The sequence below is a fragment of the Streptomyces sp. V1I1 genome (genome assembly GCF_030817355.1).
In the GTDB taxonomy this organism is placed as follows: Bacteria; Actinomycetota; Actinomycetes; order Streptomycetales; family Streptomycetaceae; genus Streptomyces.
This window is the reverse complement of sequence record NZ_JAUSZH010000001.1, coordinates 7,787,377-7,806,021: the sequence shown is the minus strand read 5'-3', so window position 1 is coordinate 7,806,021 and position 18,645 is coordinate 7,787,377. Positions and strand designations below refer to the sequence as shown.

The 18,645-nt window shown below is 73.3% G+C and carries 9 protein-coding genes; 2 read left to right on the top strand and 7 right to left on the bottom strand.

Going from position 1 to position 18,645, the window contains the following annotated elements:
- Nucleotides 1–3 precede the first annotated feature (3 nt).
- The 6 genes from QFZ67_RS36470 to QFZ67_RS36445 are packed head-to-tail and all read right to left on the bottom strand — an operon-like array spanning nucleotide 4 to nucleotide 15,491.
- A complete protein-coding gene (locus tag QFZ67_RS36470) occupies nucleotides 4–1,869 on the bottom strand; it encodes a class I SAM-dependent methyltransferase (RefSeq protein ID WP_307665316.1) in 1,866 nt (621 codons plus the stop codon).
- Nucleotides 1,866–3,029 (bottom strand): glycosyltransferase, encoded by a 1,164-nt coding sequence (locus QFZ67_RS36465; protein WP_307666097.1) that lies wholly within the window; start codon nucleotides 3,027–3,029, stop codon nucleotides 1,866–1,868. Before QFZ67_RS36465 ends, QFZ67_RS36470 begins: the two co-directional genes overlap by 4 nt.
- Nucleotides 3,030–3,031: 2 nt before the next feature.
- A complete protein-coding gene (locus tag QFZ67_RS36460; protein WP_307665315.1) occupies nucleotides 3,032–3,847 on the bottom strand; it encodes an alpha/beta fold hydrolase in 816 nt (271 codons plus the stop codon).
- 8 nt (nucleotides 3,848–3,855) lie between these two features.
- Nucleotides 3,856–4,176: a phosphopantetheine-binding protein gene (locus QFZ67_RS36455; RefSeq protein ID WP_307665314.1), complete on the bottom strand. Its 321-nt coding sequence runs from the start codon at nucleotides 4,174–4,176 to the stop codon at nucleotides 3,856–3,858.
- On the bottom strand, nucleotides 4,166–8,734 hold the full coding sequence (locus QFZ67_RS36450) for a polyketide synthase (protein ID WP_307665313.1): 4,569 nt from the start codon (nucleotides 8,732–8,734) through the stop codon (nucleotides 4,166–4,168). The genes QFZ67_RS36455 and QFZ67_RS36450 overlap by 11 nt, the downstream gene beginning before the upstream one ends.
- A complete protein-coding gene (locus tag QFZ67_RS36445) occupies nucleotides 8,727–15,491 on the bottom strand; it encodes an SDR family NAD(P)-dependent oxidoreductase (RefSeq protein WP_373430170.1) in 6,765 nt (2,254 codons plus the stop codon). Before QFZ67_RS36445 ends, QFZ67_RS36450 begins: the two co-directional genes overlap by 8 nt.
- 315 nt (nucleotides 15,492–15,806) lie before the next feature.
- Here QFZ67_RS36445 and QFZ67_RS36440 point away from each other — a divergent pair, with 315 nt between their 5' ends.
- Nucleotides 15,807–16,700: a LysR family transcriptional regulator gene (locus tag QFZ67_RS36440; protein ID WP_307665312.1), complete on the top strand. Its 894-nt coding sequence runs from the start codon at nucleotides 15,807–15,809 to the stop codon at nucleotides 16,698–16,700.
- A 16-nt stretch (nucleotides 16,701–16,716) separates the two neighbouring features.
- Here the strand turns inward: QFZ67_RS36440 and QFZ67_RS36435 are convergent, their stop codons facing one another.
- Nucleotides 16,717–17,433 (bottom strand): flavodoxin family protein, encoded by a 717-nt coding sequence (locus QFZ67_RS36435; RefSeq protein WP_307665311.1) that lies wholly within the window; start codon nucleotides 17,431–17,433, stop codon nucleotides 16,717–16,719.
- A gap of 294 nt (nucleotides 17,434–17,727) precedes the next feature.
- Between QFZ67_RS36435 and QFZ67_RS36430 the strand changes: the two genes are divergently transcribed.
- On the top strand, nucleotides 17,728–18,624 hold the full coding sequence (locus QFZ67_RS36430; protein WP_307665310.1) for a lysylphosphatidylglycerol synthase transmembrane domain-containing protein: 897 nt from the start codon (nucleotides 17,728–17,730) through the stop codon (nucleotides 18,622–18,624).
- The last annotated feature ends 21 nt before the right edge of the window (nucleotides 18,625–18,645 follow it).

The window sequence follows — 18,645 nt, the reverse complement described above, 5'->3', positions numbered from 1 at the left end:
CCGTCACCTCGCTCCAGGGGCCGGTGGCGACTTGCGGGCGAGTAGGCGGTAGGCGTTGCCGCCATCGGTGGCGCGGGCCACTGCCGCGCGCGCTGTGTCCAGGGCCGCGGCGGCTGCGTAGCACGGCAGCGCCGCGGTCTGTACGGCTGTGCGGAACGCCCGCCGGGCCACGGAGGCGCCGCCCGGTCCCCAGGGGGCGTACGGATTGGGGGCGAGCCGGTTCGCGGTGAGGAGGACGGCGCCGATGAAGTCACAGGACTGGTGGGCGGCGCCGTGTTCCTCGGCCAGGACCGTGAACCCGCGTTCGGCCAGCGCCTGGCGGAGATTGGCGACCGGGATGAAGTGCTGGTGCTGGGGCTGGAACCAGGGCAGCCAGTGTGCGCCCAGCAGTCGGCCGAGCCGGGACTCGGGGTCGGGCAGCTCGATGAGCAGATGCCCGCCGGCAGGCAGCACCTCGGCGGCCGCGTCGAGCTCGGCGAGCGGGTCCCGGGTGTGTTCCAGGTAGTGGTACATGCTGACGGTGTCGTAGCGGTCGACGAGCCCGGCGGCGAGCTCGGGGAACTGACCGCAGTGGGCGGTGCCGATCCAGCCGCGGGCCTCCGCCTCGCGCACCGTGGCGGCCATGTCCAGGCCGTCGAAGCGGGTGTCTGGCCAGATGTCGCGGGCGCTGTCGCAGAAGTGGCCGTGCCCGGTGCCCACGTCCAGCCAGGCGGCGGGCTTGCCGAAGGGCTTGAGCATGGCCGCGCGGCCGCGGTACGAGGGGCCCATCGTGCCGAAGACATGGGCGGCGCCGCCGACGCCGAGGCCGTCGTAGAAGTCGCGGTAGTAGAAGTCGAGGCCGACGAGGGAGAGGCGGGGGTTCTGGAAGGTGTGCCCGCAGCCCCCGCACTGTTCGAGGGTGAAGTGGCCCGGCTTGCCCTGGAACAGGTCGGGCATGTGGGCGCGTACGGTCAGCTCGGTGGAGCCGCACCAGGGGCAGTCGGGGCGGCGGGGCTCGAGGAACCTGTCGGTGCCCTCCTTGAGGTCGGCGGCGTAGCCGGGCCGCAGCGCTTCCAGCTCGGACAGCGTGCCTGCCAATCCGGGGTCGTCGCCCGCGGCGGTACGCAGGGCGGTGCCGACACAGTGCAGCGGCCGGGCGACGGCGACGCGCGTCAGGTCTGCCGGGCGCAGCGGGCTGCTGCCCCGGCGGCCGAGGACCAGGGCGGGCTGCAGCCAGTAGAGGGCGAGTGCCGCTGCACCCCAGCGGCGGTCCGTGGCGGCCGCACGGACGAGCAGTGCCAGGCCTGCCAGTTGAACGGCGGCCACCAGGCGCGGGGGCAGTCCCTGGGCGCGCAGCTCCGCGGCCCTCCCGGCGAGGTCGGGCGCCGGGGCGGTTACTCCGGGGGCGATCGCGATACCGGTCGCGGCGGTGGCGTACTCCTTCAAACGGCCGAGCAGGGTGTGCAGTTCCACGGTGTCGAGGTCGGTCTCCACCTCGGCCCCCGACCGGTCCCGGACGTGGTCGGCCACCAGCAGGGCGTGTCCTGCGCCGCGCACCTTGCCCGTGCGGGCGAAGCGGGAGTCCTTGAGGTCGAGATCACGGAGCATGCCCAGTGCGTGTTCTGTGTCGAGTTGGCCCGGGACCAGGTCGAGGAGTTGCAGACCGGTCCGTTCCGCGTAGGCGACCGCTGCGGCCAGGGTGGCTTTGTCGACCTCGACGCCGCGGGCGGTGATCAGTTGCCAGCCGTCGGCGGGCACACTGTCCGCAGGGGCGTCCGTGTCCAGCACGGGTACGGCCGCCAGTCGGCGGCGGGCGCGCACCGTGCCTGCGGTGAGCCCGGCCAGGGCGGCGACCGCCACCCAGGGGACGCGAGTACGAGACTGTGTCATAGCAGCTTCTCCAACCTGTCGGCCGCGGCCGCGGCACCGCCGGCCGCGGCGAAGGACGTCTGGATGCGGCGAGCGGCCCGGCGGTGGTGCGGGGCGTCGAGGACAGCGCTCATGGCGGCGTGGATCTCGTCCGCGCGAGGACGGCCGAAGCGCACCCGGATCCCTGCCCCGGCCGCCGCGACCTGCTGGGCGACGATCGGCTGGTCGTCGCGGACCGGCGCGACGACGAGGGGCAGGCCGTGGGCCAGTGCCTCGCAGACGGTGTTGTGCCCGCCGTGGCAGACCACGGCGTCGAGATGCGGCAGCAACGGGAGTTGCGGGACATACTCCTGAAGCAGGACATGGTCCTCCCATACCTCTCCGACCAAGTCGGCGGGTGCGGCCACAATGAGTTGCACATGGTCGGCCAGACGCTTCGCGGCCCGCAGGACCGCGGTGTAGAAGCGGCCGCCCGCCTCGCGGTTGAGCGTGCCGAGCGAGACCAGCACCCGGCTGCGTACGGGATCCAGTCGCCGCCACGGGAAGGGCGAGGCGTCGGCCGGGCGGGAGCCGAGCGCGGGTCCGACGAAGGCGTGGTGATCGGGACCGGCCTCGCCCTCGCCGAGGAGTTCGGGGGTGGAGAAGACCAGAACCAGACGGTCCGAGAAGCGCGGGTCCCAGCCGGCGGGTGCGCCGTATGCGGCGAGGAATCCGGCGATCTTGTCCGCCACCCACTCCCCCACCTTGGGGAAACCGGCGAAGGGCCTGGTGAACTCGGCCGTTGTCGTCGCGGATGTCACCCACGGCAGTCCGCGCCGCTGGGCGATCACGGCTCCGGCGATGGCCTGTTGGTCGGCGACCAGCACGTCGGGGCCGTATGCGTCGACCGCTGCCTCGACTCCGGGCATCATCCCGTGGGCGAGCGGGATGAGCGCCTCCTCCCACAGGAAGCGCAGAGCGGCGACGCCGCGCAGATCGCGCCAGCGGCCGTGCAGCGCGCCGTAGCCTCCAGGCCCGGTGCGGTCGCCGGACGGGAGGAGGGCGGCACGTGCGGGGAGCAGACCGGAGAGCACTTCGGCCGGCCCGGTCCAGGCGACCTGGTGTCCGCGCGCGGCCAGTTCGGCGGCGACGGCGACCGTGGGGTTGACGTGCCCGGCGAGCGGCGGGACGACGAACAGCACCTTCACACCGTCACCGCCTCGGGCTGCCGGCGCGCGGCCCCGGCCAGTCGGTCGAGGACTGCCCGGCGCAGCTCGCCGGTGCCGCCCTGGAGCACGTCGTGGCCGAGACCCGGCAGGACGCGGACGGTGCACTGGGGGGCGTAACGGGCCAATTGCCGGGCGCCGGGAGCGAGTTCGGAGTGCTCCCCGCAGACGGCCAGCACCGGACAGCGCACCCGGGCGAAGTCCTCGGCCGTGAACGGCCGCGCTGTCGTGATGTCGTCGATCAGGGTGGTGCGGTTGAGGAGTTCGTCGGCGGTGGCGGTCAGCCGGGCGGCCTTACGCGCGCCGAGCGAGGCGAGTTCCTGCGGCACTTGGCTGCCTTCGAGGCCGAGGGCGGCGACGGAGAGCGTGTCGAGCATGTTCTCGATCCAGGGGCCGCTCAGCGGGGGCTCGATCAGGATGAGCCCGGCGACGAGGTCGGGGCGCGCAAGCGCGGTGTGCAGGGCGAGCGTGCCGCCGTAGCTGTTGCCGACGAGATGGACGGGGCGTTCCTCGAGACCCAGGGCGGCGAGCAGGGCGGTCAGGTCACGTACTGACGTGTCGATGTCGTAGCCGGTGGGCGGGCGTTCGGTGCGGCCGTGGCCGCGCTGGTCGTACAGGACGACATCGTGCCCGGCCTGGGCGGCAGGGACGGCGAGGGTGCAGTAGAAGCTGGAGAGGTTGTCGACGACCAGACCGTGCAGGAAGACTGCGGTCGCGCCCGCGCCACTGCCCGAGTCGGCGGCGGGCAGCCGGTGGACGTGGAAGCGGAGGGAGTTGGCGAGAATCTCGGCCATGGCCGGGCTCAGCCGGCCGGGGCGGTGGCGACAACGCCGGCCGGAGCGGGCGGGCCGGCGATATGGGACACGAGATCGCCGACCGTCATCGCCAGGATCTCCTCCATGTCCTTCTCGGCCAGGAAGGCGATCAGGTCCACGGCTGACCCGTACCGCTGCTGGAGCAGTTCCGCGAGTGCGACGAACTCGATGCTCTCCAGCGCCAGGTCCTCGTTGAAGGTCGTCGCCAGGGTCACCTCGTCGGCGAGCAGGAACTCGTCGCCGACTGTCTCGACGAGCATGGCGGTGATCTCGGCGAGTATCTGTTCGGCGGTGGGGTCAGATGCCATGGCTGGCCTCCATGGGGTTCGGGGTGGGGGGTTGGGTCCAGGCGACGACATGGGCGGTGGGCCGAGCGTCAGGGCCGGGCAGATCGTGGACGGTGCTGATCCGTACGGTGTGGGTGCGGCCCTGCGGAGAGAACACGCGGAGCCCGGTGGGGCCCTCGGTGACGGTCCACTGCTTCAGGTGGCCGCCCAGACCGGTGCCCTCGGCCTTGGCGGCGGCTTCCTTGGCGGACCAGATTGCGGTCAGTGCCTGGGCCCGGTCGAACCCCTCACGCGCGGCGAGTTGGCCGGCCAGCCGCCGCTCGTCTGCGGTGAGCGCGATACGGCTCAGCGCCGCGGGGTCCTCGGTGACGGCCTCGACGTCGATGCCGACCGCGTGGCTGGGGTGGGCGTACGCCACGGCCAGCGGGTCCTTGTGGGCGAGTGAGAGCCGCAGTCCGGCGGCGAGCGGGCCCTGCGCATTGGGGCGGCCCTCGTCGTCGTTGCCGACCGGGACCTCGGCGGGGAAGAGCGGCCCCGCGCCCCCGTCCCACAGCAGTTGGCGTACGGCGTCCTTCGCGGCGATCCGCCCGAGCAGCCAAGCCGTGCGGGCCCGCGGCGGGCGCTGCTCGTACGCCGCCCGCTCGGCGGCCCCCAGATAGCGCCGCATCACCAGCTCCTGCGAGGCGGGGTCGGTCCAGCGGCGCCGGGCCAGGCACCAGCCGCCGGGCTGCGGCTCGCCGATGCCGCAGACCTCGGGGGTGAACTTCATCGGCCACACCCGCTCGTCGGCCGCGAAACGCCGGTACGTCCAGCCTTCCAGGCGGGCCCACACGGTGCCGTCGTCGGCGACGAGTTCCACGTCGCCGTGTACGGAGCCCGGCCGTACGGCGCGAATGCGGGCGGTGGCGTGCAGCAGCGCGCCGTCACGTGGGGCGGGCCCGTACAGGATGACCCGGTCCAGGGACGCGGGGAAGACCAGCCGGTCGGCGGGCAGGCGCAACTGCATCCAGTGGCCCAGGAGTTGCCCGGCGGCGTCCAGCAGCGCACCCGGCGCGGGCAGGGCGCGCAGCACCCCGCGAATGCCGTCGTCGGCGACGGCGGTCACCTCGTGGACGCCGGCGAACTGAGGACCGTGGAACATCCACCGGTCGCGGTAGAGGGCCTCGGCGCTGACGGGAGGCGGTCCTTCCCGGGTCAGCGCCGAGAGATCGGGCGCGGGACGTACGGGGTGGCGGTCGGCAAGGATGACAGTGACGCTCGCGCACCCGCCGATCTCCACGCGTACCTGGCCGCCGGTGGGGGCGGGGGTCACGTTGAACTCCGCGTCGACGGGCGGGGCGACGGGCAGCCAGCGCAATGCCCGTACGTCGCCGAAACCGGTCACCACTCCTCCGGGCACCGCGCGGCGCGCGGCGTCCGCTGCGAGCTCCAGCAGCGTGGTCATGGGGACGACGGGGAAGCGGTCCGAGTCCTCGGGCCAGCTGTCGGGCTGGAGATAGACGCAGTGGTCGCGGACGTACGGCATGGTCTCGAGGGAGAGCCGCCGCCGGGCGCGGTCGGCGGGTGGCGTTTCGTCCGGGGCGTTGGGGACGGGTCGCCTCGGCGACTGCGGGGCGGGTGCCGCGCGCCAGGCTTCCGCGACGGCGCGCGCCGCGTCTTCCGTCTCGTCGAGTACTGCGTCGAGGGCCGAGAGCAGTACGGGGGGTTGGTCAGTGGCGACTGTCCGGGCCTTCCCGGACGGACGAGCCAGGCGGAGCGGGGAAGCGGCGCCACCCAGGCTCACCAGCGGAGATCCGAGATCGAGCCGCACCAGGCTCGGTTCGGGGGCAGCGGGCGCGGCCGTTGCGACAGGCGCCGCCGATTCGACGGGCGGTGTGGCGTTCGACCCCGGACCGAGCCGCGCAACGCCCTGCCCCAGCACCGAAGACGCGCGCTCCGTCAACCGGTCCCAGCGGGGGTTCAGCCCCTCCGTCCACAACGCCGCCGCCAGCCGGCGCAGTTGGTCCAGCCCGCTGCCGCCCCGGGCCGCGCCCGCGGAGACCGTGAGGTGGTCCCGGCCGTGCAGAGTGTCCGACACGAAACCCGGGAGGCTGCCCGGGCCCATCTGTACGAAGGCCCTCACGCCCTCGGCGTACAACCGTGTCGTCAACTCCCGGAAGCGCACCGGCTCCAGCAGATGGCGCAGCACCACGTCCCGTACGTCCTGCTCCGTACCCGGATACGCGGCGACCGTGGTCGCCGACCAGACAGGGACGGTCGGCGGCCGGAGCGGCAGCCGGGCGAAGGCGGCGCGCACTTGGTCGAGGTAGGGCGCCCACATGGGTGTGTGGAAGCCCGACCGGAAGGGCAGCTCCTGGGTGAGTACGCCCTGGTCGGCGAGCCGGGTCAGCGCTGCGGCCACGGGGCCGGGTTCGCCGCACAGGACCGACTGGTGGGGGCAGTTGTCGTGGCTCACCGCGACGCGGTCAAGTCCGTGCAGCGCGTCGGTGGCCTGCTCCGCCCCGCAGCCGAGTGCCGCGTAGACCAGATCGGGAACGTCGAGATCGCCCGGCCGCAGCGAGTCGAGAAAGGTGTCGACGGCGTGCTGCGGGTACATCCCGGCGACGACCATCGCAGTCCACTCGCCCAGGCTGTGCCCCGCCAACAAGCCTGGCCGGATGCCCAGTTCGGGAAGTACGCGGGCGAAGAGGCGGCCGACAGCGATGGCGTCCACCGCCCGTTCCACCAGCGTGGCGCCGCCGGTCAGGGCGGGCCGCGGTAGCCCGAAGCGGTCGGCGACATCGTCGACCTGCGGCGCGAAGTCGGGCTCGAGGCCGGGGAAGAGGAAGGCCGGTCGGGCATCGTGCGCGAGCAGCGTGCGCGGTGTGAACCACACGCCGCCGCGCCCCCGCCACGGCCGTCCCCGGGCAACGACCGCCGCGGCCAGAGCCCGGCGCTTCGGGGTAAGGCCGAGCACGGCGAGGCGGCAGGGACCGTCGGAGGTGGGCGACTGCGCGGCGCGCTCCGCAATACGCAACTCCTCTACCAGACGGCCGAGTTCGCCGGGAGTCCTGGCGGCCAGCAGCGTCACCGCGGGATCGTCGGTCGGCGCTGAGGCGCGCGCTGCCGCTGCCGGTCGGCCCGGCCCCGGCCGGTGGCCCGAGGCGAAGGCCCGCGGTGCCTCCTCCAGCACCACATGCGCGTTGATCCCGCCGAAGCCGAAGGCGTTCACGCCCGCCCGTCGCGGCGCGCTCCCGCGGTCCCAGGGTTCCGCCACCGTCACCGGGCGCATACGCGTCCTGGCGAAGCCCTCGTGGGGCTCTTCGAGATGGAGCGTCGGCGGCAGCGTCCCGTCGTGCACCGCGAGTACGGCCTTGATCAGCCCGGCCATCCCGGAAGCCTGCATGGTGTGACCGAGCATCGACTTCACGGAGCCCATCGCGACCGGCTCGGCGCCCGCCGTGCGCGGACCGAAGACGCGGGCCAAGGTGGTGAGTTCGGCCTCGTCACCGACCGGCGTTCCGGTGCCGTGCGCCTCCAGCAGACCGAGCGCGCCAGGCGCTGCCGGGTCCAGGCAGGCCTGCGCCCAGGCCTGCTGCAGGGCGCGTACCTGGCCGTCCACCAGGGGGCTCATCAGGCTCGCGGCCCGGCCGTCGCCGGCCACGCCGACGCCTCGTACGACGGCGTAGACGCGGTCGCCGTCGCGTTCGGCGTCGGCGAGGCGCTTGAGGAGGACGACACCCGTGCCTTCGGAGAGCAGGGTTCCGTCGGCGCGGCGGTCGAAGGGGCGGATCTGCTGGCTCGGGCTGAGCGCCCGCAGCTGGGTGAAGACGCTCCAGAGTGTGGCGATATGGCAGTGGTGGACAGCTCCGGCGACCATCAGGTCGCAGCTGCCGGACGCCAGCAGGCCGGCCGCCTGCTCGACGGCGAGCAGCGAGGAGGCACAGGCGGCGTCGAGGGTGTAGGCGGGGCCGCGGAAGTCGAGGCGGTTGGCGGCCCTGGCGGCGGTGAAGCTGGGTACGAGGCCGATCGATGCCTCCGGCCGTTCCGGACCGAGTCCCGCCTGGAAGGCTTCGCGGACCTCCTTGATCCGCTCCTCGCCCAGTTCGGGGGCGAGTTCGCGCAGGGTCGCGGACAGCTGGTGGGCGGTGCGTACGCGCTGGTCGAGGCGGGCGGTGGCAACGCCCATGAATCCGCCACGGCCGAGGATGACGCCGATCCGGGAGCGGTCTGCGGGCAGCCGCTCCTCGCCTCCGGCATCGGCCACGGCCTCGGCGATGACCCGCAGGGCGAGCAGTTGGTCGGGCTCCGCACCGGCCACGGCCGCGGGCATGATGCCGAAGCGGGTCGGATCGAAAGCGGCGAGGTCGTCGATGAAACCGCCGCGCCGGCAGTAGAAGTGGTCGCTACGGGCAGGTCCTTCGGTGCGGTTCGCGTCGTAGTAGACCTGGGGGTCCCAGCGGCCGGGTGGTACTTCGCTGATGGCGTCCGTGCCCGCGAAGAGGTTGCGACGGTACGCGGCCAGGCCGGCTGCTCCGGGGAAGACGGCGCCCATGCCGATGATGGCGGCGTCGGCCGGGCGGGGGCCGCGGTCAGGCATGGGAGCTCGCCCCCGAAGCCTCTTCCGCGAGGAGTACGACCTGGCCGGTGGTGCCGTGCGCCAGCTCCGCGAGGAACGCGGCCGTGCCCGCGGCCGGATCGAGGAGCGGGATGCCGCGGCTCGCGTACATCCGCTCCAGCTCCGGGGTGACCATGCCGCCTGCCTCGGCCGCCCACGGGCCCCAGTCGACGGCGAGGACCCGGCCGGGGAAGCGGCGCGACCAGGCGGGGGTGGCCGCGAGGGTGTCCAGGGCGTCGTTGGCTGCCGCGTAGTCGGCCTGGCCGCGGTTGCCGAGGACGCCTGCGACGCTGCCGAAGAGGACGAGGAAGGTGGGGGCGGGGCCGTCACCGTGGTCCGCGGCGGCGTCGGCGAGGTGGCGGGCGCCGTCGACCTTGGTGGTGAACACCCGCGCGAAGGACGCCGGATCCTTGTCACGCAACAGCCTGTCCTCGATGGTTCCGGCGCCGTGCACGATGCCGTCGAGCCGACCGTGGCGCGTGCGTACGTCACGGATGAGAGCGCGTACGGCATCGGCGTCGGTGACGTCCGCCGCGTGATAGCGCACTGAGGCGGCGGTGGAGGTGAGGACGGCTAGGGTGGTGCGGATCTCGCGCGCGGCGAGGATGCGGGTCGCGGCCGTCTCGATCTCTGCGGGGGTGCGCAGGCCTTGCCGCACGAGGGCCGCACGCAGGGCGACCCGGTCATGGGCGTGGGCGACGGCCGGGTCCTCGGCGTCGTCGGGGGGTGGGGTGCGGCCGATGAGTTCGATGTGGCAGCCGGTGGCTTCGGCGATGGCGATGGCCGTACGAGCCGTGATGCCGCGAGCCCCGCCGGTGAGCAGCACCACCGCGTCGCGGCCGATCGCAAGCGGTGGCGCCGCTTCGGTGACGGGAAGGGGCACGGCGGCGGTGCGCAGAGTGTTGCGGGTGCCGTTGGTGTAGCCGATGACCACTGGCTCCTCGGGGGCGCACAGTTCGGCGATCAGATGGGCGGCGATCCGCTCGGGGCGGTCCTTGGGGTCGATGTCCACGGCGCGTACGACGGTGCCGGGGTGTTCGATCGCCGCGGTACGGGCGAAGCCGTACAGTCCCGCGCCGGGGATCGGGTCGGCGGGGAACGGCGATTCGTGTGACGGCGCGGTCCGGCCGAACGCTCCGCCGCGTCCGGTGACGAGCAGCAGTCGGCGTGTGCCCGCCGTCAAGGTCGCGCGCAATGCGCCGAAGGCCCCCGGAAGCACGGGGTCCGGGGCGGGGCGCAGGGCGCTGAGGTCCACGACGCCGTCGGCCCCGGCGGCGTCCGCCAGGCGGTCCGGGTGGAGGGTGCGCACCTCGGCGCCGTGCGACTCCAGCGCGGCGGCGAGGGCGAGGGCGACCCCTAGGCCGTCGTCGACGACGGCGAACCGCAGGCCGGGTAGCACATCGGCCGGGGCCCGGGTGGTGGGCGGCCCCACAGGAGCGACCTCGACCAGAAGTCGCGCGGGCAGCGTCGGGCGAGGCGCGTCCTCGTGCTTGGGCGCCTCTGCGGCCGGGGGCGCTTCCGGCTCGGTGACAGCTCCTCGCGCGACAATCCAGTCGACGATGCCGCTGATGGTCTTCAGCCGGGAGAGTTCCTCGACGGCCGATTCCGCCGGACCGTCCTGACCGCGCGGCAGCCCGATGCGGTCGGCCAGCGCACCGATGATCTCCACCCGCTTGATGGAGTCCACCGAGAGGTCGGCTTCCAGGTCGAGCGCGGGATCGAGCATCTCCCTCGGGTAACCGGTGCGGACATGGACGATCTCCAGTACGGCGTCCATGAGCTGATCGTGCGTCAGGGGACCGGCTTGGGCGTCGTCGGCGGCCGGTTGGGGCGCCAGGGGTTCTGGCTCCCACACGGGTGCGGCCGACGCTTGCGGCACGCGGTCGGCCCCCAAGTAGCCCAGCAGGACATCCCGTTGCGCGGCGACCAGCTCCCGGGCTCCGCGCAGGTACTCCAGTACGGCGTCCTCCCGCCGGTCCGCGGCCGCCGGGGCAGGGGCCGCCGCCACTCGCCGGGCCGGGCGCAGTCCGCCCGCCACGGGTTCGCCGTCCGCCGTCCGCACGAGATGGCCGTCCACCAGCCAGCCGGCGCGTCGGGGTGTCTCGGCGGGCAGCGCCGCGGTACGGCCCCTGAACAGAGGCTCCGGGTCGAACGGGACGCCCGCCGCGGCGAGTTCGGCCAGCATGGTCACCAGGCGGCTCAGCCCGTGTTCGCCCGGGACGTCGAGCGGGACAGCGGTGTGCGGCCGGTCGCCCAGGATGCGGCCGACGAGCCCGGTGAGCACCCGGCCAGGCCCGGCCTCCAGGAAGGTCCGTACCCCGGAGGCGTACATGGCCTCGATCTGCTCGGCGAAGCGCACGGGTTCGGCAAGCTGGCGGGCCAGCAACTCCCGTACGGCCACCGCGTCGGCCGGGTAGGGGCGAGCGGTGGTGGTCGACCAGACCGGGACCGCGGGCTCGGCCACGGCCGAACCGGCCAGTTCCGTGGCCAGCGCGTCGGCGGCGCCCGCGACGACGCCGCTGTGGAAGGCGCAGGCGACCGGGATGCGTTCGGCGTCGATGCCCGCGTCGCGCAGTGCGCCGATGGCGGCGTCGACCGCGGGGGTCGGTCCCGAGATGACGCACTGCGTCGGTGCGTTGTGGTTGGCGACGACGCATCCGGGCGGCAGTTCCGGCAGGTCCTCGGGCGCCGAGGGCACCGCGGCCATCGCTCCGGGGTCGTCACCGGCGGCGGCGAGGATCGCGTCGGCCCTGCGGTCGCTGAGCCGGAGGAGGGTCGCGGTGTCATAGACACCGGCGGCCCAGAGGGCGACCAGTTCGCCGTAGGAGTGGCCGGCCGTGCAGTCGGGACGTATGCCGAGCGTCGTGAGCAGGAGGTGCGCGGCGGCGCCGGTGAGGCCGAGGGCGGGCTGGGCGACCCGGGTGTCGGTCACGGCTGCGCGCTGGGCGGCTCGCTCCGCGGGCGTGAAGGCTGCGGGCGGGAACATCGTCGCTGCCTGGTGCCGGTCCGCGTCGTGCAGCAGTGTCCGCAGCCGGGGGAAGGCGATGAAGAGGTCGCCGAGCATGCCCGGGCGCTGGCTGCCCTGCCCCGGGAAGAGGAAGGCGACCCGCCCAGGATCTCTCTCGTCGCGTACATACACGCCGTCGCCGGGGCCCGCGCCCAACTTCCGGGCCCGGTCCAGCTTGGCGGCCAGGTCGTCGAGGCCGGTGGCGACGACCGCGACCTGGATCTCGCCCTCACCGGCCGAGGTCTCACTGGCCGAGGTCTCACCGGCCGAGGTCTCGGCGGCGAGGTCGCGCAGCGGCCATGGGCGTCCCGCCACGTCGTTCTGCTCCAGCCTGGCGGCGAGGCGGTCGATCGCACGGAGTGCGGCCACGCGGTCGGCGCCCCGGAAGCAGAACAGCTCGGCGGGCCAGGCATCCAGCCCGTGTGCGGGCTCGCCCGCATCCCCGTAACCGGCGAGGACCGCGTGGTAGTTGGTGCCGCCGAAGCCGAAGGCGCTGACCGCGGCGAGCCGTTGCCCGGCGGGCGCGGCCCACGGCCTGGCCTCGGTGTCGAAGCAGAAGGGGCTGGTATCCGGCTGCCAGGCGGGGTTGGGGCTGGTCAGGTGCAGGGTCGGCGGCCGTACGCCGGAGTGCACGGCCCGAGCCGCCTTGACGAGCCCGGCCAGGCCCGCCGCGCATTTCGTATGGCCGAGCTGCGACTTGACCGAGCCGAGCGAGCAGGAGCCCGTGTCACCCTCTGCGAACACCTCGGTGAGAACGGCCAGTTCGGTGCTGTCGCCGACGACGGTGCCCGTGCCGTGTGCCTCCACGAGGCCGATCTCGGCGGGCGTGACTCCGGCTCGCCGGTAGGCGCGTTCCAGTGCGCGACGCTGGCCTTCGGGGCGGGGTGCGGTGAGGCCGAGGGAGCGTCCGTCGCTGGAGGCGCCGACGGCCTTGACGACGGCGTAGATGCGGTCGCCGTCGCGTTCGGCGTCCGCCAGTCGTTTGAGTACGAGGCAGGCGACGCCTTCGCCGAGGGCGATGCCGTCGGCGGCGGCGTCGAAGGGGCGGCAGCGGCCGGTGGGCGACAGGGCGCGTACGGATGCGAACATCAAGTAGTCGTTGATGCCGTTGTGCACATCGGCGCCGCCGCACAGCACCATGTCGCTGTCCCGGTCGCGCAGTTGCCTGCAGGCCAGGTCGAGGGCGGCGAGCGAGGATGCGCAGGCGGCGTCGATCGTGCAGTTGGCGCCGCCGAGGTCGAGGCGGTTGGCGACCCGGCCCGCGATGACGTTCGCGAGGACGCCGGGGAAGGAGTCCTCGGTCAGCCGGGGCAGTTGGGCGTCCAGCTCCGGCGGCAGCTCACCGAGGTAGCCGGGGTGCAGGGCGCGGAAGCCGTAGGCGCCGGCGAGATCGGTGCCCGCCTCGGCGCCGAAGACGACCGAGGTGCGGGAGCGGTCGAAGTGCCGCTCCCCCGCGTAACCGGCGTCGGCGAGGGCGCGGGCGGCGATGTCGAGTGCGAGCAGCTGCACCGGTTCGATGCTGCCGAGCGAGGCCGGGGCGATGCCGTGGGCGAGCGCGTCGAACGGCGCGGGCGGCAGGAAGCCGCCCCACCGGGACGGGGTCCGCTCTCCGGCCCGCGCCGGGTCGGGATCGTGGTAGGCGGCGGTGTCCCAGCGGCCGGCGGGCACTTCGGTGACGGAGTCGGTCCCGGCGACGACGTTCGACCAGTACCCCGCGAGGTCGTCCGCGCCGGGGTAGCGGCAGGCCATGCCGACGACGGCGATGTCGAGCGGGGCCTCATCGTGCCGGTCGTCCATGGCCGGCAGACCGCGGAGCTGCTCCGCCCGCTGGGCGAGCAGGGCCGTCGCTCCCTCGGTCACCTGGGCGTGCAAGGCCGCGACCGTGGTGGTGGCGGTGCGGGCGGTGGCGATCTGGCCGAGCATGTAGAGGCCCTCGCGGCGCTGCTCCCTCTCGTCCACCGGGACGGGGCCCGCGACGGTGTGGCGCAGGCCCTTGCTGGCGATCCGCAGCCGCCCGAGGTTGAGTTTCTCCAGCTCCTCCCAGACTTCATGAGGGCTCGCGCCGTCCTGCCGAAGCCGCTGGGCGGTGGCGGTGAAGGCATCGGCGTACGGCGTTGCCGCGCAGCGTGTGGCGTGGCCTGGGGCGGTGCGCAGCAGCGCGGTTGCCTCGCACTCGATCGCCGTCCGCTGGAAGCCGGGCAGCACGGCTCCGGCGGCGACGGCCTCCTCGGTGAACAGATAGGCGGTGCCCATGAGGACGCCGGTCCGGGCCCCGCGCTCGGCGAGCGGACCGGCGGCGGCCATCGCCATCGCCGCGGATCGCTCGTCGTGGATGCCACCGGCGAAGAGCACGTCGAGTTCGGCGGCGTACGGGCACGCGAGCAGCCGCTCGATCTGCTCCTCCCAGAGCGGGAAGGCGGCGCGCGGGCCGATGTGGCCGCCGCATTCGAGCCCTTCGAAGACGAACCTGCGCGCTCCCTCGGCGAGAAACTGCTCCAGCAGACCCGGGGAGGGTACGTGCAGATATGTCCGGGTCCCGGCGGCTTCGAGTGGGGCGGCCTGCGCGGGCCGGCCGCCGGCGATGATCGCGTACGGGGGCCGTGTCTCAGCGACGGCGGCCAGCTGTTCGCGGCGCAGTTCGTCGGGGGCGAAGCCGAGCAGTCCGACGCCCCAGTCCCGGCCGGCCAGGCGCTCGGCGGTCTCGCCGAGCAGCTCGCGCACGTCATGGCCGTCCATCACGGCCAGGGCCAGAAAGGGCAGCCCGCCTGCTTCGGCCACGGCGGAGGCGAAGGCGGGCCGGTCGCTGACGCGGGTCATGGGCCCTTGGACCACGGGCAGGTGGCGTTCGCCGGGGCGCGGCTGGAGGGGGCGGGCTCGTACGGCCGCTTCGAGGTGGTCGGTGATGGCCGCCCTGACGGCCTGTACGACGGAGCCGGTGGTGCGGTGGCGCGAGGCAAGCCGGGCGGCGATCGGCCCGTCCTGTCCGATGGGCAGTGGCTGCGTGTGCAGGCCGCGGGCGCCGAGGAGTTCGGCGATGTTCCCCTGCGGCGGTGCCAGGTCGGGACGGGTGTACACACGGTGGCCCGCGACGACGGCGGTTTCGCTGCCGTCCATGGCCCGGATCGCGGCCTCGACCGCGGCGGGAAGTTGGGCCGCGCCTTCGGTGGTCAGCGCGAGCTGCGTGTCGAGTACGACGCCGGCGGCTCCGCCCGCGACGGCCGCGGCCGCCGTGTGCAGGCCGATGCCTCCTGCCGCCAGGACCGGCACCGTCAACTCGGGGTCGGCCAGGAGCCGTTGCAGCAGTACGGAAGTGGTCAGTTCGCCGACCCGGCCGCCGGCCTCGTGTCCCTTGGCGACGAGGCCGGCCGCGCCGGCGGCGACGGCGGCCGCGGCCTCGGCGGGGCTGATGACCTCGGCCCATACCTGGCGCCTGCCACCGGCCGCCCAGACCTCCGTGCCGGTGCGCCACCAGGGCTCGGTGAGCAGCACGGTGTCCACGGCGGCGGGCAGTTCGTCCGGGGTGAGCGGGCATCCGGCCGGTAGGCGGACGCCGTAGCGGCCCCTCAGCTCGGCCATCGCGGTGCGTGCCCGGTCACGATCCCTGCCGAGGTCGAGCAGGCCCAGCGCGCCGGCCCGTCCGGCGGCCGCGACCATCGGGGCGTTGGGCTCCTCGAACGGGCTGACCACGACGACGAGGTCCCGGCCTGCTTGCCGGGCGGGCTGAGAGATCACGGGCTCTCCTTGGGTTCCGGGGTTCCCAGCGGGGCCGGGCGAGGGAGCGAGGGAGCGGTGTTCAGGCCGTGCGACGGTCGGATCGCGGCAGGCAGAGGACGTGTACGGACACCCGGCGAGAAGTAACCGGCGGGTAACGTGTCATGCCGCGTTGCATCCTGCGGCGAGGGGGCCGCACTGTCAACGCACATCCGCCATCCATGCCGCAGCGGTATGGATGGCAACCTGACTTGATATCAACTTCCTTGCAGAGCTGGGCACTTGATAGCACCGTGCCCCTTACACCCCGCACTGCCCGGCGGCTAACGTCCGCCCATGACCCCCACACTGCAACAGCTGCGCTACCTCGTCGCCGTCGCGGACTGCCGCTCCATCACAGCCGCGGCGAGCTCCGTCTACGTCGCCCAGCCCGCCCTCTCCCGCTCCATCCAGGCCCTGGAACGCGAAGTGGGCGTGGAGCTCCTGGACCGCGGGGGCCGGGGGGCGACCCTCACACCCGAGGGCGCGCGTGTCGTACGCCTGGCTCGCACAGTCCTCGACGCCGTGGCGGCGATCGAGGACATCGGCCCGGCACACGGCGGCAGAGCGCACGCCAAACTGATCGTGGCCGCCACACCCACCCTCTCCCTCGACCTCGCCGCCGACCTGGTGCCTTCCTTCGCCGAACGCCACCCCGGCATCGAAGTACGCCTGCTCCCGCACGACAGCCGCGAGGCACTCGTGCGCGCCCTGACCGACGGTGTGGCGGAACTGGGCCTGGTCGATCTGCCGGTCGGCAAGGAGTTGTCCACGCACCATCTCCAGGACCGCGAGGTCGTCCTGATCTCGCCACGGGGCTCCGGACTGCCCGACCCGCTGCCGTTCCGGATGCTGGGCGGCCTGCGGATGGTGCTGCCCACTCCCGGCACGGGCCGGCGCACTGAGCTCGAGGCGATGTTCGGCCGGCTCGGGGTGCGTCCTGTGGCGGTGGTGGAGGCGGACGAGCGGCTGGCCTGGGTGACGAGCGTCCTTGACGGGCGTGGCTCGCTGATCTGGTACCGGGACATGGTGTTACGGGCCTTCGGCCACCGCGTCGAAGTCCGCTCCTTCACCCCGCCGCTGCTGCGCGCCGTCGGCATCGTGCACCCGCGCGGCCCGCTCAGCCGCACCGCCCGTGCCTTCCTGTCGCACGCCAGGCACAACGCACCCGTACGGGAACCCGCCGGCTGAAGCCGGGCCGGCGGGGTCAGCGGTGTTCGGGGTTGGGATAGTCCTCGCGGCAGCCGGCGTCCCATTCGGAGCGCTGGTTGCCGTGGGCCGGGATGCCGCCCGCCTGCTTCAGCATTGCGCCGAGATGCATGAGGTTCCACGTCATGAAGGTCGTGTTGCGATTGGTGAAGTCGTTCTCCGGGCCGCCCGAACCCGGGTCCAGGTAGGACGGGCCCGGACCGGCTTCGCCGATCCAGCCGGCGTCGGCCTGCGGCGGAATCGTGTAGCCGAGGTGCTGGAGGCTGTAGAGGACGTTCATTGCGCAGTGTTTGACGCCGTCCTCGTTGCCGGTGATCAGACAGCCGCCGACTCGGCCGTAATACGCGTACTGCCCACGGTCGTTGAGGATGCTGGAGCAGGCGTAGAGGCGCTCGACGACCTGCTTCATCACGGAACTGTTGTCGCCGAGCCAGATGGGCCCGCAGAGGATGAGCATGTCAGCGGCCATGACCTTTTCGTACAGCTGTGGCCAGGAGTCACTCTCCCAGCCGTGCTCGGTCATATCGGGCCAGACACCGGTCGCGATGTCGTGGTCCACAGCGCGGATCACCTCGGTCGCGACGCCGTTCTGGTCCAGGACGGCGCGGCTCTTTTCGATCAGGCCCTCGGTGTTGCTGGTCTCCGGGGAGCGCTTGAGCGTGCAGTTGACGAACAGGGCGCGCAGCCCGTCGTAGCGGTACGTCGTCGCGGGCATCGGCCGTCTCCTCGTAGGGGTGGGACACCAGCACCAGCCTGCTGCCCTCGGGGTACGAGCGCACGCAGGCGCGCGCCAGGTGCTCACGGCGGTACGCCAGGTGACGGCGTCGTCTTCCGGCAATCGGCGCGCCCCCCGCCGGTCGGCCGTACGGCACCTGCGCGTCGCACACCGTGGGCAGCCTGGTGACGCGACGTTGTCCTGGCGGTGTGTGCGGAGCGGAGACGAACCGAGGCCATGGCCACCCCCCGTGCAAACCCCCTTCGGGGACTGCCACTGCGACAGATCGCCTGCATGGTGCCGATCGCTGCCGTCGGCCTCTGGGCGGCCCAGCACTGGCCTCTCATCGCGGCCGGCGGCAGCGAACTCCTCTCGGCCAACCAGCGCTGGCTGCTGGTGGCCGCCGCACTCACCGTGCTCGGCTGGGTCGCCGTCTCCTTCACACGGCAGGGAGCGACCCTCGAACCGCTCCCCGCGGTGCGGCTCTTCGTGACGCAGTTCGCCGCCGGAGCCGCCAACCATCTCCTCCCGGCGGGCCTCGGCGCGGGCACGGTCAATCTGCGTTTTCTCCAGCGCTGCGGGCTCTCGCTGTCGCGGTCCTCAGCCGCTCTGGCCCTGCACATGCTGGCGGCGGGCACTGGCCGCATCGCTCTGCTGCTCGTGCTGCTCGCCGCCTCTCCGAACGCGCTGCGACTGGAGGGCCTCATGCCGGACGCGGCAGGCCCGCTGCTGCTCGTGGCGGGATGCCTGGTCTGCGCGGTGGCGGTGACGCTTGGGACGGTACGGCCGCTGCGCAGGGCCGTCCGCGCGTTCGTCGGCACCGCGCTGAGCGACGCGCGCTCGGTGCACAGCAGGCCCACGAGAGTGCTGGCCCTGTGGGGCGGTGCGCTGGCCTATCCCACCATTCAGGCTGCGGGACTGGTCGCCGTGGCGATGGCACTGGACGTGTCCGTGCCGATGGTCCACATCGGGATCGCCTACCTTGCCGGAAGCACCCTGGCCGCTGTCGTACCGACGCCTGGCGGCATCGGCTCGGTGGACGCGGGGCTCGTCATCGCCCTTGTCACCACCGGGGTTTCGATCGCGGTGGCCACGTCCGTGGTCCTCGGGTACCGGATCATCACGGTGTGGCTGCCACTGGTTCCCGGCGCCCTGGTGCTCGGTGTCCTGGTCCGCTCGAAGGTGATCTGAGACCGGCCCCCGCCGTGATCG